Source organism: Paracoccus pacificus (assembly GCF_042680785.1).
GTDB classification, from domain to species: Bacteria; Pseudomonadota; Alphaproteobacteria; order Rhodobacterales; family Rhodobacteraceae; genus Paracoccus; species Paracoccus pacificus.
Window position 1 is genome coordinate 112247 of sequence record NZ_JBHUEN010000006.1, and the last position, 16980, is coordinate 129226.

Annotated in this window: 12 protein-coding genes; 4 read left to right on the forward strand and 8 right to left on the reverse strand. The window is 67.1% G+C overall.

The genetic code is table 11. From position 1 onward, the window contains the following. The first annotated feature begins 100 nt into the window (after positions 1 to 100). From ACFSCT_RS02085 to ACFSCT_RS02095, 3 genes are read left to right on the forward strand one after another with little or no spacing between them, the layout of a single operon-like run. A complete protein-coding gene (locus ACFSCT_RS02085; RefSeq protein WP_379139733.1) occupies positions 101 to 1702 on the forward strand; it encodes a zinc-binding metallopeptidase family protein in 1602 nt (533 codons plus the stop codon). 13 nt (positions 1703 to 1715) lie between these two features. Next, positions 1716 to 2639: a dimethylarginine dimethylaminohydrolase family protein gene (locus tag ACFSCT_RS02090; protein ID WP_379139735.1), complete on the forward strand. Its 924-nt coding sequence runs from the start codon at positions 1716 to 1718 to the stop codon at positions 2637 to 2639. Beyond that, positions 2626 to 3960 (forward strand): FAD-binding oxidoreductase, encoded by a 1335-nt coding sequence (locus tag ACFSCT_RS02095; RefSeq protein WP_379139737.1) that lies wholly within the window; start codon positions 2626 to 2628, stop codon positions 3958 to 3960. Before ACFSCT_RS02090 ends, ACFSCT_RS02095 begins: the two co-directional genes overlap by 14 nt. A 3-nt stretch (positions 3961 to 3963) precedes the next feature. Here ACFSCT_RS02095 and hslU read toward each other — a convergent pair whose 3' ends face one another. Genes hslU through hslV form a run of 3 tightly spaced genes read right to left on the reverse strand, consistent with a single transcriptional unit; the run spans position 3964 to position 6943 of the window. Further along, positions 3964 to 5268, reverse strand: coding sequence for an ATP-dependent protease ATPase subunit HslU (gene hslU / locus ACFSCT_RS02100; protein ID WP_379139738.1), 1305 nt, complete (start codon positions 5266 to 5268; stop codon positions 3964 to 3966). 30 nt (positions 5269 to 5298) lie between these two features. After that, complete coding sequence (locus ACFSCT_RS02105) at positions 5299 to 6387, reverse strand: hypothetical protein (protein ID WP_379139740.1); 1089 nt, start codon at positions 6385 to 6387, stop codon at positions 5299 to 5301. After that, complete coding sequence (gene hslV / locus ACFSCT_RS02110; RefSeq protein WP_379139742.1) at positions 6380 to 6943, reverse strand: ATP-dependent protease subunit HslV; 564 nt, start codon at positions 6941 to 6943, stop codon at positions 6380 to 6382. Before hslV ends, ACFSCT_RS02105 begins: the two co-directional genes overlap by 8 nt. 136 nt (positions 6944 to 7079) lie before the next feature. Here hslV and ACFSCT_RS02115 point away from each other — a divergent pair, with 136 nt between their 5' ends. Further along, positions 7080 to 7979, forward strand: coding sequence for a hypothetical protein (locus ACFSCT_RS02115; RefSeq protein WP_379139743.1), 900 nt, complete (start codon positions 7080 to 7082; stop codon positions 7977 to 7979). A 39-nt stretch (positions 7980 to 8018) separates the two neighbouring features. Here the strand turns inward: ACFSCT_RS02115 and trxA are convergent, their stop codons facing one another. Genes trxA through tsaE form a run of 5 tightly spaced genes read right to left on the reverse strand, consistent with a single transcriptional unit; the run spans position 8019 to position 16921 of the window. Further along, positions 8019 to 8339, reverse strand: coding sequence for a thioredoxin (gene trxA / locus ACFSCT_RS02120; RefSeq protein ID WP_379139745.1), 321 nt, complete (start codon positions 8337 to 8339; stop codon positions 8019 to 8021). Positions 8340 to 8399: 60 nt separating this feature from the next. Continuing rightward, positions 8400 to 11822, reverse strand: coding sequence for a double-strand break repair helicase AddA (addA, locus tag ACFSCT_RS02125; RefSeq protein WP_379139747.1), 3423 nt, complete (start codon positions 11820 to 11822; stop codon positions 8400 to 8402). Further along, positions 11812 to 14802 (reverse strand): double-strand break repair protein AddB, encoded by a 2991-nt coding sequence (addB, locus tag ACFSCT_RS02130; RefSeq protein ID WP_379139749.1) that lies wholly within the window; start codon positions 14800 to 14802, stop codon positions 11812 to 11814. Before addB ends, addA begins: the two co-directional genes overlap by 11 nt. Next, positions 14799 to 15473, reverse strand: a complete 675-nt coding sequence (locus tag ACFSCT_RS02135; protein WP_379139751.1) for a nucleotidyltransferase family protein — start codon at positions 15471 to 15473, stop codon at positions 14799 to 14801. Before ACFSCT_RS02135 ends, addB begins: the two co-directional genes overlap by 4 nt. Further along, positions 15461 to 16921: a tRNA (adenosine(37)-N6)-threonylcarbamoyltransferase complex ATPase subunit type 1 TsaE gene (gene tsaE / locus ACFSCT_RS02140; RefSeq protein ID WP_379139753.1), complete on the reverse strand. Its 1461-nt coding sequence runs from the start codon at positions 16919 to 16921 to the stop codon at positions 15461 to 15463. Before tsaE ends, ACFSCT_RS02135 begins: the two co-directional genes overlap by 13 nt. Positions 16922 to 16980 lie beyond the last annotated feature (59 nt).

The window sequence follows — 16980 nt, forward strand, 5'->3', positions numbered from 1 at the left end:
GGTGAATATGATTTGTCGACCGGGCGCAGCGATTTCACTTTTTTCGGGCCTGATCGCAGGTGTAGCGATGGGAAAGTCCCGCAAGGCGCAGGAACCGAACGTGGCCCGAGAAACCGAATTGTCAGGCGCCCAGATAACAGGTGCCCAGAAAACCGCGCTCGCCGCCGTGCAGGCCCGCGCCGGCGAGCTTTCGGACTGGTGCGCGACGATCTTCGACTTCGGCGAAACCGCGTGGCGCGAATACCGGTCGGCCGAATGGTATGTGGCGCGGCTTCGGGCCGAGGGGTTTTCGGTCGAGGAAGGCTCGGCCGGGATGCCGACCGCCTTCTGCGCGGAATGGTCGAATGGCGACGGGCCGGTGGTGGGGATGTACGCCGAATACGATGCCGTGCCCGGCAATTGTCAGGCCGCCACGACCCGCCGCGAGCCCCGCGCCGGGCTTGGCTTTCAGGCCGGCGGCCACACCGACCCGCATTCCGGCCTTGGCATCGGCGCGCTTGGCGGTCTGTTGGCGATCAAGACGGCGATGGAAAAACACAACATCCCCGGCGGATTGCGTTTTACCGGAGAGCCGGCCGAGAAGGTGCGCGGATCGAAACCGATCCACGCCGCAAAGGGCTATTACGACGGGCTGGCGGGGATGCTGTCGTTTCATCCGTTCTACATGCTGCCGATGTGCAACACGGTGCGCTGGGACACGCATTGCGGTGCTGCCTATGCGATGATCTATCGCTTTATCTGCGACGCGCCGCAGGATTGGGGGCACAGCGACGGCGCCCCGATCCCGCAATCGCACAGCGCGGTGCGGGCGCCCGGTGCGAATGATGCGCTGAACCTGATGTATCTGACCAGCAAATCCTTGCGCGAATCGATGCTGTCGCATCAGGGCGGATGGTCGCTGTCCGAGGCGATCCTGACCGCTGGCCAGGCCACCGCCGATAACCTGCCCGCCGGTCTGGCCGAGATACAGTATATGCTGCGCGTGCCGACGCTTGCGATGGCCGAGACCGTCACCGAGGCGCTGGACCGCAACGCCGCCGCCGCCGCCGCGATGACCGGCTGCCGCTGGGAACGGCATTGGGTCTGCAAGTCGCGGCCCGGGCTGGCCAATCACGCCATGGCGGATATCGTCTGGCAAGCGATGCAGGCGGTCGGCGCGCCGCAATGGGATGCCGCCGCCGTGGCCGCCGCACATGACATCCAGCGCAATCTGGGGATCGCGCCGATGGACGACCCGTTCATCCCGGAAATGTCGCGACTGATCGCCCCGCAGGACGCCGAGGCGATCCTGCGCCGCGACCTGCCGCCCAGCCAGACGCATTCGACCTCGGACGATTATACCGATATGTGCTGGCACGCGCCCACCGCGCGCTTCTATGTCGCGCGGCCGGCGCTGCGCGGCGGTCCCTATCCGCCATGGGTGATGAACGCCTTGGGCGGCATTCCCACCACCATCGACCCGATGGTCCGCACCGCCGCATCCATCCTTGCGCTGTCGGCGCTGCGGCTGTTGCAGGATGCCGGCGCCCGCGACGCGGCGATGAATGAATTCCGTCAGCGCACCGGTGGCGGCATCGGCGGCGCGGACTGGATCCCGCCGCTTTGCGATTATGACCCGCCGATTCATTTCCGCTGGCCGGAATATGTCACGACCCACCGCGGCCGGGACTGGTGGATACCCTCTGCCATGCCCGGCGCCTGACAGGAGCATTGCCATGAACGCACCCCTTCGCGAACCGTTTTCCCTGCGCCGCCGCAACCTTTCGGGCGGCACCAAGCCGCTGACCGGCTGGGGTTTCGCCAATGAGACCGACCGGCTGACCGACGTTCTGCTGGGCAGCCCGGCCAATCTGCGGCATCTCTCGACCAGTTCGCTGTCGCGCAAGCATCTGCGCGAGGCGCCCTGCAATATCCAGGTCGCCCAGTCACAGCATGCCGAAATGGTCGCGGCCTATGAGCATTTCGGCGTCAAGGTCCATATGCACGCGCCCGAATCGGAACTGCCGATGCAGGTCTATGCCCGCGATTCCAGCGTGATGACCCCTTATGGCGCGATCATCACCGCCATGGCGCAATGGTGGCGGCGGGGCGAGAATTATGCCGCGATCCGCAGCTATGAGAAACTCGGCATCCCGATCTATGACATGGTGACCGCCGGCACTTTCGAGGGCGGCGACTTCAACGTCATCGAAGAGGGCTGCGTTCTGATCGGCTGCGGCGGCGCCCGCACGCAGGAGGAAGGCGCGCGTCAGGTGGCCGGCTGGTTCGAGGCCGAGGGCTGGGAAACCCGCATCGCCTTCATCGACGAATATTATGTCCATATCGACCTGATGGTGGTGCCGATCGCGCCGAAGCTGACGGCGGTCTGCCTGACCTGCACCGAACCCGGCATCGTCGAATGGCTGCGCGCCAAGGGGCATGAGATCATCGACGTGCCGTTTCAGGACACAATGGCGCTTGGCTGCAACTTCATGTCCTTGGGCGGTGATCGGGTGATCGCGCCCAAATCCTCGCAGGCGCTGATCGGCCAGTTGCGGGCGCGGGGCTTCGAGGTCGCCGATATCGACATGAGCGAGATTTCCAAGACCGGCGGCGGCATCCATTGCATGGCGCAGGCGCTGCGGCGTGACGCTGCTTGACGAACTTACGGCTGTGCTCGGCCCCGCCGGTTGCCTGACCGACGGGCTGGAGGGTGCCAAAAGCGACGCCAGCGGCACCGGACGCACCGCGCCGCTGGCGCTGTTGCGGCCCGCGACGGTCGCCGAGGTTTCGGCCGCGCTGGCCATCTGTCACCGCCATCGCCAACCCGTCGTCCCGCAAGGCGGCATGACCGGCCTTGCCGGCGGGGCGAATCCCGGCCCCGGGCAGATCGCGCTGTCGCTGTCGCGGCTGTCGGGGGTCGAGGAAATCGACCCGGACGTGCCGGCGATGCTGGTCTGCGCCGGGACGGTTCTGGAAACCGCGCAGAAGGCCGCAGAGGCCGCCGGGTTCCTGCTGCCCATCGACCTTGGCGCGCGCGGGTCCGCCCAGATCGGCGGGTTGATCGCGACCAATGCCGGCGGCCTGCGCGTGATCCGCCATGGCACCACGCGCGACAATCTGCTGGGGGTCGAGGCGGTGCTGGCCGACGGTACGGTGCTGTCGCATCTGAACCGCTCGGTCAAGGACAACACCGGCTATGACCTCCGCCACCTGATCGCTGGCTCCGAGGGCACGCTGGCCGTCATCACCCGCGCCGTCCTGCGCCTGCGTCCGCAAGGGCCGCCGCCCGCCACCGCACTGGTCGCGCTGGACGGTTACCCGCAGGTTCTGGCGCTGCTGCGGCTTGCCGGCGCCCGGCTGACCGTTTCCGCCTTCGAGGCGATGTGGCGCGATTATTTCGCGCTGAACCAGCAGCTTGCAAATGTCACCGCCTTTGCCGATCCGCCCGCCTTTGCGGTGATCGTCGAGACCGAAAGCGGCGATGCGGCGCTTGGCGCGTTTCTTGAGGAAGCCTTCGAGGCCGGCCTGATCACCGACGCCCTGCCGGCGCAGTCGCTTGCCGATGCCCGCCGGTTCTGGGACATCCGCGAGGGGCACGCGATGGACCGCGCCCTGCCGCATCTTCTGAACCTCGACGTGGCGCTGCCGGTCGGTCGGCTGGACGCATTCGCCGCTGCCTGCCGCGCCCGGCTGCTGGCGCGCTATCCCGACGCGCATCTGTCGTTCTTCGGCCATATCGGCGACGGCAACCTGCATATCGCCGTCGACGCCGGCTCGGATGCCGCGCATGAGGTCGACCGGATCGCCTACGGGATCGTGAGGGATATGGGCGGGTCAATCTCGGCTGAACATGGCATCGGGTTGCTGAAACGCGACTGGCTGGACCATTCGCGCAGCCCGGCAGAACTGGCCACGATGCGGGCGATCAAGGCCGCGCTGGACCCTGCCGGGATACTGAACCCCGGCAAGGTGATTTAGCCGCTACAGGACATAGCGCGACAGGTCGGTCGACCGCGACAGATCGCCCAAGTGCTTTTCGACAAAGGCTGCGTCCACGGTCACTTTCTCGCCGCTGCGGTCGGGGGCGGTGAAAGACAGTTCTTCGAACACCCGCTCGATCACCGTATACAGCCGCCGGGCGCCGATGTTCTCGACGCTGGTGTTCACCTCGGCCGCGATCCGGGCCAATGCGGCGATGCCGTTTTCGGTGAATTCGACCTCGACCCCTTCGGTCCCCATCAGGGCCTTGTATTGCAGGGTCAGCGCGTTGTCGGTCTCGGTCAGGATGCGGACGAAATCTTCCTCGGTCAGGGCGCGCAATTCGACCCGGATCGGCAGACGGCCCTGCAATTCGGGCAAAAGATCGCTGGGCTTGGCGATGTGGAAGGCGCCCGAGGCGATGAACAGGATATGGTCGGTCTTGACCGGGCCGTATTTGGTTGAAACCGTCGTCCCCTCGATCAGCGGCAGCAGGTCGCGCTGCACCCCCTCGCGGCTGACATCGCCGCCGCGCGCATCGGTCCGGGCCGCGACCTTGTCGATTTCGTCGATGAAGACGATGCCGTTTTCCTGCACCGATTCCAGCGCCGCCGCCTTGACGGTATCGTCGTCCAAAAGCTTGTCGGCCTCTTCCGCGATCAGCAGGTCATAGCTTTCCGCCACGGTGATCTTGCGGCGCACGCGGCGGCCGCCGAAGGCCTTCATCAGCCCCGACAGGTCCATCATGCCGCCGATGGCGCCGGGCTGGCCAGGAATTTCCATCATGCCCAGCGGGTTCGAGTTGTCCTGCAGCTCCAGTTCGATCACGGTGTCGTCCAGCTCGCCGCGCTTCAGCTTGTCGCGAAACATCTGCCGGGTCTGTTCGCGCGCGTTTTCGCCGGCCAAAGCCTCGACCACGCGGTCCTCGGCCGCCTTGTGGGCGCGGGCCTTGACCTCTTCGCGCATCTGCTCGCGCGTCTCGACGATTGCGGCGTCGGCCAGATCGCGGATGATCTGTTCCACATCACGGCCGACATAGCCCACCTCGGTGAACTTGGTCGCCTCGACCTTCAGGAACGGGGCGCGGGCCAGCTTGGCCAGTCGGCGGCTGATCTCGGTCTTGCCGACGCCGGTCGGGCCGATCATCAGGATGTTCTTCGGATAGACCTCGTCGCGCAGGTCATCGGACAGTTGCTTGCGCCGCCAGCGGTTGCGCAGCGCCACGGCGACCGCGCGCTTGGCATCCTTCTGGCCGATGATGAACCGGTCCAGTTCCGACACGATTTCCCGGGGGGTAAGATCGCTCATGATTAGCCTTTCGTTTGATGGCCGGCCCGGTCAGGCCGTCCGATAGGGCGGCAGACGGTCCTTGCCGGGAAAATCGGGCAGCGCGCGCATGACCGCCGAACGCATCGGCGTCCAGCCGGCGCCCAGCGCCGTCACCGCCGAGCCGATCAGGATGAACACCACCGGCAGGTCCAGCCCTTCGCCGTTCTGCCGGGTCAGCATCCAGATCAGCCATGCGAAATAGCCGATCGCCGCGGTCAGGAAGCTGCGCCGGTCCAGAACCAGCGCCAGAAGCGTGATCGCGACCAGCGACACCACCATGTAGATATAGCGCGCGGTTCCGTCCGAGTTCATCGCGGTCTGGCCCAGCGTATTGACGATGGCGGGCGCGGCCAGCAGATGCAGCCAGAAACCGGCGGCCGAGGCGCGCCCGACCCGGTGCGGGTCGCGCGTGTCGAACCAGGTGCCCGCGATCAGCGCCAGAATGCCGAAGACCAGCGTTCCGATCGCCAGACCCGAGCCGTTCTGAAGATTGAACAGCGATTGCCATTCCGCGAAAGGCAGGCCGGTCAGCCGCAGCGATATGACGATCACGATGCCAAGGCCGACAAGCCCGATCAGGAAAACCGTGAACGGCACCCGGAACACCCGGTACCAGATGAGCAGCCCGACACCGACCGCCGCCAGCGTCATCAGCATCTCCTGATCGGGGCGCAGCGTCGCGCCCTCCATCAGCCGGGTGCCGGCGCGCTGGACCATGAACCAGCCGATCAACCCCGCGATCGCCGCCGCATAGCCGCAGACCAGCACGATCGAGGGCAGCACCATCCGCCGCACCCGGGTGAAGTACATGGCAAGCAGCACGCAGGCCGCGATGCAGGCCAGAAAGATCATCGTCGGGTTCTGCAGCACGACCGAGACCCCGGCCACGCCGACCAGAAGGACCACCAGCCCGACCGAGATGAAGACCTCGGCGAAACCGCGAAACAGCTCAAACGGTTCTTCATCGGCGGACATGGACTGACGGACCGACAGCCGTTCCTGCGCCAGTGCCGTCAGCGAGGCCGCCTGCGCCTCGGTCAGCCGGCCGGCGGCCACGGCGGCGCGCAGGTCGTCCGGCAGGATGGTGATGTCAGGCATCCGAAGCGATCTCCTCAACGGTCAGGTTACCGTTGGTATAGACGCAGATTTCCGCCGCGATCGCCATGGCCTTGCGGGCCACGGCTTCGGCATCCAGCTCGGATTCCATAAGCCCGCGCGCCGCCGCCAGCGCGAAATTCCCGCCCGATCCGATCGCCGCGACGTCATGTTCGGGTTCCAGCACATCGCCCGCGCCGGTCACCACCAACAGCGATTTGCCGTCGGTCACGATCAGCATGGCTTCCAGGTTGCGCAGGTATTTGTCGGTCCGCCAGTCCTTGGCCAGTTCGACCGCGGCGCGCTGAAGCTGTCCGGGCGCTGCCTCGAGCTTTTTCTCCAGCCGCTCCAGCAGGGTGAAGGCGTCGGCGGTCGATCCCGCGAAACCCACAATCACGTCATGGCCACCGGGCGACAGCCGACGCACCTTGCGCGCCGTGCCCTTCATCACCGTCTGGCCGACGCTGACCTGCCCGTCGCCGGCGACGACGACCCGTCCGCCGCGCCGAACCGCAAGGATGGTGGTGCCGTGCCAACCGGGAAACCTGTCTTCGGCCATGAAAATCTCCTTCGGGTCGCGGCCGCGCCTTGGCGGCCCTCAGCCGGTCAGATATGGCCGCCGGCGCCACGTTGCAACCTTGATCCCGGCCTGATCGCTGCTTGAACCTTGCGCGGGTGGCTTCTAAGGCTTGGTCATGGCACGCGCGCCCGTCCTGCGAATTTACCTTGATCCCCCGACGCTTAAGGGCGCGCGGGCGGGTGGGCAGAATTTTCCCCGGCTGGTCATGGCCGCCGTTCAGTCGCGCGGCTGGCGGGCCGAGCTGCGCGAATCCGGCGATGCCGAGCGTCTGGCGGCGCGTCTGCGGGGCGGATACGCACTGTTTCACATGGAAAGCCCGACCCACGAACGCGCGCTGACCTATCGGCGCAGCTATATCTATCCGTTCTGGCGGATCGAAAAACGGGCCGAGCGCTGGCTGTGGCCGGTGGCGCAGGCGCGGTTCGACGCGGAAAGCGTCGATCCCGGCCCGGCGCGGGATTTCGTTGCCCGCACCCGTGCGCGGGTATGGCCGGACGCCCGGCTTCCGGCGCGCCGGGCGGATTGGATATATGTTCCCCTGCAAGGCATACTGACCCGCCAGCGCAGTTTTCAAACCGCCAGTCCGCTGACGATGCTGGAACGGGTGGCCCAGACCTTCCCGAACCGCGAGATTCGCGCCTCGCTTCACCCGCGAGAGGTCTATACCGCCGCAGACCTGTTCGCGCTGGAGGCATTGACCGGGCACCACAAGAACCTGACCGTCGGGCCACTGAACCCGGACCGGGCATTGTCCGAATGCGCATTCGTGGTGACGGAAAACAGCGCCGTCGCTTTTCAGGGCTATTTCTACCACTGCCCGGCGGTTCTGTTCGCCGGCGCGGATTTTCACCACATCGCGCTTGGCCCCGACCGCTTGACCGAGGCCCCTGACCACCGCCCCGATTATGATCGCTATCTGTGGTGGTTCCTGCGCGAAAACGCCATCAACGCCGGCGCGCCGGGGGTCGAGGACGCCATTCTGGAAGCGATGAAAAAGGGCGGCTGGCCATTGTGACCCGCCGCCCGGATTGTCTGCTTCGGCCGGGTGAAAACCTCAGATCTCGCTGTCGATCCAGCTTTTCAGCGCCGCTTTCGGCGCCGCGCCGATCTTGTTCGACACGACCTGACCGTCCTTGAACATGAACAGGGCGGGAATGCCGCGCACACCCAGCTCGGCCGGGCTGTTGGGGTTTTCGTCGACGTTGACTTTGACGATTTTCAGCTTGTCGCCATATTCGTCGGCCAGCGCCTCGAGCGAGGGACCGATCTGGCGGCAGGGACTGCACCATTCGGCCCAGAAATCAACGACGACGGGAACTTTGGATTGGCGCACCTCGGCGTCAAACGTGGCATCGGTTACTTTATGGGTTGCCATGCGAATCTCTCCGGTTATGCGCGACAACACGCTGTCGCGGGTGAGGCCTTGATTTCACAGCTAGGTTTCCGACCGGGCCGGGTCAAGACCCGCGGACGGCCCTAATGCGCCGTCCATCACCGCATCGGGCAGGTCCATCAACCGCCCGCTGCGGGTCCAAAGCACCGCGCATTCCACCGACCTGTCGGGATAGATCTGGCGCAAGGCGGCGCGATAGGCGGCCATCTGGCGCAGGATGCCCAGCGGCACCCCTGCGGGATCGTCGGGAATCAGCGCGTTGGTCTTGTAATCCACGGCGAGCACGCGGTCGGGCAGCAGAACCAGCCGGTCGACGATGCCGTTCAGCACCTGTCCGCCCAGTTCGGGCAGACGCGCGGTCAGTTCAACCTCGGCCAGAACCTGCGCCGTCGGGCCGAACACGGGCGCCAGATCGGGGGCATCGGCCAGTGCCGTGACCTCGGCCAGCAGATCGTTCAGGACAGGCTCGGGCGGCAACCCATCCTCGGTCGCGGCAAGAACCGCGCGGGCCAGTGCCGGCCAATCAGAGCGGTCGCGGCCCGGCAGATGTTCCAGCAGCAGATGCAGCCGGGTGCCGGCAAGCATGGCGGTTTCGGCGTCCACCGCGCCTTCGGCGTAACCGGCAAGCACCTTGGCCCCGCCCAGACCGCTGGCTGCGACCGGTTGGGGCGGGTGCGGCATCGCGGGCGCGGTCTGGTGGAAAACCGCCGGCAGATCGGGCGCGACCTCGGTCGTCGCGATGCGCGCGGCCCCCAGCGCATCCGCGGGCCAGTCGCCAAAGGAAAGCCGCCGGATCTGCCCCCCCTGACCACCGGGCATCGGGATCAGCGATTGGTCCAGCGTGCCCGCGGCCCGGTCAAAACCGGCTTCGATCTGGGCATACCAACTGTCGTCGGTCTCACCTGCGGCGGCGATGATCAGCCAGCTTTCGGCACGGGTCGTCGCGACGTAAAGCAGCCGACGTCGTTCCGCCAGATCCGCCTGTCTGTGGTCATCGAGCAGCATTTGCACGCTATCCGGGCGGGCGTTGTCGCTGCCGGTCCAGATCGGCCGGCCGTCCCTTTCCAGAAACTTTGGCGGTTGCCGCGTTCGGATCTTGCCGGTGTCGGGCAGGATCACCACCGGGCTTTCCAGCCCTTTCGCGCCATGCACGGTCATCACCCGGATCAACCCCGCGCCGGTGCCGCCCTGCGGGCGCTTGACCTCGACCTCGCCCGCCGAAAGCCAGACCAGAAACCCGGTCAGCGAGGGCACCTCGGACTGTTCATAGGCCAGCGCCTGCGAGATCAGCTCGTTGATGCCGTCCGCCGCCTCGGCGCCCAGCCGCGCCAGCAGCCGCGCCCGGCCGCCATGACGGATCAGCAGCCGCGAAATCAGGTCATAGGGCCGCATGAAACCGGCCTGCCCGCGCAGATCGGTCAAGATCTCCCGCGCCTCGGGATGCCGGTCCGAGGTATCAAGCGCACCCCACAGATTACCGCCGCGCCCATGGGCCAGCCGGAACAGCGCATCCTCGGACAGACCGAACAGGGGTGACCGCAGCGCCGCCGCAAGTGCCAGATCATCGTCGGGCGTGGCCAGAAAGGCCAGAACGGCGGTGATGTCCTTGACGGCCAGCTCGGCCCCCAGACGCAGCCGGTCGGCGCCCGCAACCGGCAGATCGGCGGCTTTCAGCGCGGTGATGATGTCGTGAAAGATGCGGCTGCGCTTGCGGACAAGGATCAGGAAATCGCCGGCGCGCAGCAGCCGGTCCTGACCCGAGCGCGCGTCGGCGATCATCGCCCGGCTGTCCAGCAGATCCTTGATCTGTGCCGCCAATGCCCGCGCCAGCACCGTGCTTGCCGCATCGGGAAGCGGTTGATCGACCGGATCATACCAATCGGCATCGTCGGGGTTTTGCGGATTGGGCACCGCCGGCCACAGATCGACGCGCCCGGGCAGCCGCGATTTATGCGCGATATGCCGCACCGTCCCGCCCAGACCGGCGCCGCCCGCATCCTCGAACGTGCGATCGACCAGCGTCAGGATGGCGGGCGAGGAGCGGAACGAGTGGTCCAGCGACAGGTTCTGCATCGGTTGCAGCACCGCATCGAACGCGGCACTGAACCCCTCGCGACGGGCGCTGAACACCGACATATCAGCGCCCTGAAAGGAATAGATCGACTGTTTCGGATCCCCGACGACGAACAGGGTCCGCTCTCCGGCGTCGCGCACGCCCTGACCCGAGGTGAATTCGGCGGTCAGGCTTTCGATGACCTGCCATTGGGCCGGGCTGGTGTCCTGCGCCTCGTCCACCAGAATATGGTCGATGCCACCGTCCAGCCGGAACAGCACCCATTGGGCCAGCGCCGGGTTGGACAAAAGCCGGCCGGTCCGCTCGATCAGGTCATCGAAATCCAGCCAGCCCCGCGCCGCCTTGGCCGCATCATAGCGGGTCAGAAACGCATGACCGAAGCGCGCCAATGCCTGAGAGCGCAGCCCAAGCTGATAGGCCAGCCGCTGTGGCCGCGCCTCGGCCACGCGGACCAGCAGATCGTCAAGATCAGGCATGATCGCCGCCGCCGAACTGCGCACCGCCTTGGTCGGGAATCTGGCCGAGGGCTGGCCCGCATTCTCGCCGGTTTTGGTCAGGCCAACATCTTCCAATATCTCGACCTCGGCCAGACTGGTGTTGGCCCAATCGCCGCGAAGCAGTTTGGCGGCAGCCTTGTTGTCATTGGCGCCGCTTGCCGTCAGCGCCGGGATCAGCGTGCCGAAGATATCGCGTTCATTGCCGACAAACACCCCGCCAATCAGCGCGTCATAGTCAAAGCCGCGCGGCAGCCCGACCGCCTGCATGATCGCTTCGGGGTCGGGCGGCTGGGCCAGCACCTGCCGCGACCCCGCCACTGCCGCCAGAAACGCATCCGATCCTTCGGACACCAGCGAGACGAGATCGTCGATTTCCGGCGCGCCCTGTTCGGCCATGGCATCGACGATTTCGGCGCGCAGCAACTGACCGCTGCGGTCGTCCATCTCGGTGAAACCATGCGGCACCCCGGCCTCCAGCGGAAAGCGGCGCAGGACCGCGGCACAGAAGGAGTGGATGGTCTGCACCTTCAGGCCGCCCGGCGTCTCGATCGCCATGGCGAACAGGCGCCGCGCGCCGGACAGATCGGCCGTGCCGCCATCGCCCAGCCGCGCCAACTGATCGCGAAGCTCTTCGCTCGGCAGCATGGCCCATTTCCCCAGCTGCCCCAGAAGCCGGTTCTGCATCTCCGATGCGGCGGCCTTGGTGTAGGTCAGGCACAGGATCCGGGCCGGGTCGGTTCCGGCCAGCAAAAGCCGTGCGACGCGATCGGTCAGAACCCGGGTCTTACCCGAGCCGGCATTCGCCGTGAGCCAGGTTGAAAGCGCGGGATTGGCCGCCTTGATCTGGCGCAGCGTGGCGTCATCCGGTGTGACAGGCGCGCGATCACCGCTCATCGCCACCTCCGCCTGTGTCTGCGCCTGCGCCGACCGGTTGCGCAATCGCGTCATCGCTCATCGACCATTCGCCATAGCGTGAAAGATGGTCGTAATCGCTCGAATCCGTGGTCTTTTGCATGGCAAGCCGTGCGGTGAACCCGCGATCGCCGTTTTGATAGGTCGCGATCAGGCGCTGAAACTTGGCCCAGATTTCCGGGTCGGCGTCCCGCTGGCTGGTCGCGCCGTCACCGCCAAGCTGGATATAGCTGACGCCCTGCACCTCGGTCGGCAGGTCCGGGCCAAAGGCGCCGCGCTGGACCATCGCCGCCTCAAGCGGCAATTGCAGGTCAAAGCTGTCGACCTGCTTCTGCGAGGGCGGCGTGCCGGTCTTGTAGTCGTAGACATGGACGGTTCCGTCATGCAGCACGTCGATGCGGTCGGGTTTGGCGTTCAACTCGAAAGACAGGCCGGGCAGGCTGATCCGCCCCCCGGTTTCGACGATGGCGGGCCGCCCGCAGGCCGCGCGCGGCAGTTCATCGGCAACCAGCCGGTCCACGACCGATTCCATCCGCGCCAGCCAGAACCGGCGCGCCGCCGGCCATGGCACTTCGCTTTCCAGAACCTCGGCGGTGGTCCGCAGAAAACGGTCGCGCAGGGCCGAATGCGGCAGGTCCGGGTCGATCGGCGTGGCCAGCATCCGCTGCACGACCTTGTGCAGAACCGTTCCGCGCAGCGCCGCGTCGGGATCGGCGCGCAAGGGCGACAGCGGCTTCAACCCCAGAACGCGGCGCGCATAAACGGCATAGGGATCGCGGATCAACTGACGAACGCCGGTCACCGAAAGGCCCGACAGCGCCGGAGCGGGCGGGATCGGCGCGGGCCGGCGTTCCGGGGCGATCTGTTCCGCGGGTGCAAGCACCCGGTCGGCCAGCACCAGCCACCTCGCGCCGCGATCGCGCATCGCCTGAACCGCCTCGGGCCCGCGTTGCGCCGGCAGGCCGTTCATCAGGTTCAAAAGCCGGTTCAGCCAGCGCGCGCAGATGGTTTCCGATTCCGCGTCCCGACGGGCGCGGGTCAGCACGATCCGCGGCGCGGCAATGGCCTGCTGAAAATCATGGGCGGAAAGGCCGATCTGGCGTTCGGGAAGCAAAAGCCCCGCGTCGCGCCGCATCGGACGCGACAGCCATGGGTCGGGGGCTGGCGCTGCGGGCCAGTTGCCTTCGTTCAGACCGGCCAGAACGGTGATACCACCCGGCTGGCCCGCGGCCTCGGTCCGGGCCTCACGCGGGCCACGGATGCGGATCAGCGGATGGGCGCGTTCGTCGCTGCGGATCGAATCGGCCATAAGCTGCGCGGTCAGCAGCGCGGCGAAATCATGGGCCGTCAGCGGATAACCAGCACCCGCCTGGTCGGACAGGCTTTCCATGACGGCAAGCGCCTTGCCGCCGGCGTCCTTGGCCCAAAGCTCGCTGTCCTCGGCCCGGGCGCCGGGACCGGCGGCCAGTTCCCCGGCCAGCGCCAGATGCTCGGCCAGCCGGTCCGACAATGGCCGCAGACCGCGATCCGAGGCCAGAGCGGCCATGCGGTCCATGACCCGCGCCAGCCATTCGCCCCAATCCTGCGCCACCGGATCGGCGCGGCGTTTGATCCAGTCACGCACCGCCTGCCCGTCGGGGAATGCGGGACCACGGTCACGCAAGCGCAGCTCCAGCCCCTGTATCAGGCCCAGATGGCGGGGGCGAAAATCGCCGCCGGTGCAGGTAATCGGGTGTTTCAGGATGGTCAGCGCCGCATCGACGGTCAGCGGCTGGCCGAAAAGCTCGGCCACGTGGCGCAGGAAAAGACCGGGCGCGGTCAGTGAAAGCGGCCGCCCGGCGCTGTCATCCGCGATCAGCCGCCAGCGATCCAGCGCCGACTGAAGCCGGCGGATCAGCATTTGGTCGGCGGTGATGACGGTGACCGGCGTTTCCTCGGCCACCGCCTGCCTGATCAGCGTCGCGATCGCCTCGGCCTCGCCGGTCGGGCTGTCGGCCTCGATCAGGGTAAGGTCGCGGCTGGCGTCGGGCAGATCGCCAAGCGTCGGGCCTTCGGCCACCCACTGGTCGGTCACCGGCGCCGGGCGCAGGGCCAGCGAGACCAGCGCATTGCGCGCCGGCGCCGGTGGCCCGGCCTGCGTCCAGCCGGTCACATCGCCGGGGCTGATCCCGGCCTGACGCAGCATCGCGGCAAAGCGGTATTGCGGATGCTCCTCGGAGTGCTCGTTCAGGCCCCGCCACACCGCGTCGGGCGTATCGGTGTCAAATCCGGGCAGCACGACCGCGCCGTTCGGCAGAGCCGCGACCGCCTGCATGAAGAGCCGCGTCGCCCCGTGCGAGCCGGTCGAGCCCGCGACGATCACCGGACCCTCGGGCAGATTCCGCCCCGCGGCCCAATCCTCGGCCGCCTGTTCGGCGGCCTGTCGCTGACGGCTTTCGCGATCGCGCGACGGGCCGGTCAGATAGAATTTCGCCGCGATCCGCAGGAAAGTCTGGGCTAGCTGCCAATGCGCGGCATGGTTGGCGACGCGGATCTGGTCAAGCGCGGCGGGGCTCGCGCCCTCAAGCTGCATCTCGGCCATCAGCCCGGCAAGCGATTCCGCAAGCGCCGGCACCGATTGACCATTCCCCAGACGCGGCTGATCCAGGATCAACCGCGCGATAAGCTGACCAAGCTCCAACCGCCGGCGCAGGCGCGGATCAAGGGGCGGCTGACCCGGGCGCGGCGCGGCGCCAAGGTCCGAGATCAGCCGCAGCCGTGGCAGCAGCAGCGGACCATGTTCGTCCAGCGCGGCCCGAAAGGCGCGCAATGTGCGTCCGGCGTTAAGATAGACGGTGGTGCGCGCCATCACCTCGGGCGGCTGACCGTGCAGCCGCTGGACAAGGCCGGCGGCAAGCTCTCGGGCGAAATCGACGCCCAAGGGTAAACCGAAAAACCCGTTCCGCCAGCCCGCTGGTATCATCCCGCCGCCAGCATTTCTTCGGCCAGCGGAATGCAATCCGGGCGCCCAACATCACACCACCCGCCGGGATGGATCAGCCCGAACGCCCGGCCATCGGCGATCAGCAGATCCCACAGGCGATTGATCGAAAAGGATTCTTCCTTGATCTCGGCCAGCCGGTCGGTGCGGATGATCTGCGCGCCGCCATAGATCAAATCGCCGCGCCGGATAAGCCGGCCCTGCGGATCCATGCTGAAATCACCGCCGCCGACCCGTCCCCGCGCCCGCGCCACCGGGACAAGCGACAAAAGCGCATCCATCCGCTTGCCGTCCCACGCCCCTGCAAGCTGGACGAGCGGGTTCGGGCCGGCCCAGACCACATCGGGGTTCAGGGTGGCGACCACCTCCGCACCGAGCAGCGGCAGCGCCTTGCGCAGCCCCCCGCCGGTCTCCAAAAGCGCGTCGCTTTCATCCGAGATCAGCACATCGGTGCCGGCAAGACGATCACGGATCTGATCGCCCAGATGGTGGATGTTTACCACGATACGGCTGGCATCGGTTTTCCGCGCCATATCCAGCGCGCGATCCAGCAGGGTTTGCCCCGCGACGGGGATCATCGGCTTGGGCATCCGGTCGGTCAGGGGTGCCATCCGGGTGCCGCGCCCGGCCGCAAAGATCATCAGCGGGGGCATCGGGACATGATCCTTTCGACGATGGCCGGATCGGGCGCCGGCATGCGTTCGACGATGGCCGCCAGATCGGCAAGCGCGGGATCGGCAAGCGCCTGACCGATCTGCGCCCAGACCCGGGGCATGAAGGCCAGATAGCGCGGCTTTCCCGACAGCGCCAGACGGGTGAAAATGCCCATGATCCGCAGGTTCCGCTGGGCCGTCAACAAGCCACAGACGGTTGCGAAACGGACCGGATCGCGGCCGGTCATTTCGGCATAGCGCCGCATCTCGGCCTGCGCGACCCCGGGCGGCGTATCGCGACGGACATCGGCCAGCACCGAAATCAGATCATAGGCCGGATGCGCCGCCACCGCATCCTGAAAATCCAGCAGACCCAGCCGCGCCACATCCGGCCGCTCGGGCAGCCAAAGCAGGTTTTCGGCATGAAAATCGCGCAGGGCAAGGACCGGCGCGTCGCCCGCATGACGCCCATACAGGGCCGCGATTGCCGGGCCGATACCGCGCGCCAACGCCCGCTGATCTGTCGTTGCTCCGACGGCGGTCAGATAATGCTCGGCGAACAGGCCGACCTGATCGGACAGGGCGGGACCGTCCAGCACCGGCGCCCAGTCGGGCGGTGCGTGTTGGTGAAGCGCTACCAGAAAGGCGGTGATGGCCGGATAGATTTCGGGGTGCGCGTCGATCAGCCGCGCCACCAGATCGTCGCCCAGGTCCTCAAGCAGCAGAAAGCCCCGTTCTGCGTCTTCGGCAAGGATCCGGGGGGCGGAAAAGCCGCGCTCGGTCAGCCAGCGGGCGACGCGGGTGAACCGCTCGGGCGGCCCGTTGCCGTCGACCGGCGCATCCATAAGGATCGCCGGACCCAAGCCACCCGTCAGCCGGAAATAGCGCCGTGCCGAGGCGTCACCGGCCAGCGCGGTGACGCGCTGATCGCCGCGACCCGTGCTTTCGATGAACGCCGCCCGCTCAATCGCACGCGGCAAATCTGCCAGCCGCGCCGCCCACCCGGCGCCGCGCAGGGTGATGTCGCGGGCATCCGCATCGGCCCCGACCATGATGGTGACGCTCAATGCGCCATCGGGGGCGAAACCCAGCCGTTCGGGCCATTCGACAAGCGTGATTGCATGGTCGCGTGCCTCGTCCAGACCAAGCTCGGTCAGTTCATCGGCGTGGGTCAGCCGATACAGGTCGGCGTGCCAGATCTCGGTTCCCTGCGGATCGTCATAGGTCTGCACGATGGTGAAGGTCGGGCTTGGAACATCCTCGGCCATATCGCCCTGTCGCGCCTGTATGACGGCGCGGGCAAGATGGGTTTTGCCGGCACCCACCTGACCCGACAAAAGCACGCTGTCGCCGGGCCGCAAGGCCGCGGCAAGGGCCTGCGCCAGCGCGGTGGTTTGCGCGGGCGAGGCGCTGTGAAGCGTCAGGAAGGGTGGCGAATGGTCGTCCATGCGCCCTTATCGCCAATGTGCCGCCGTCCGTCCAGACGCCCGCATTGCCGCCATCATCC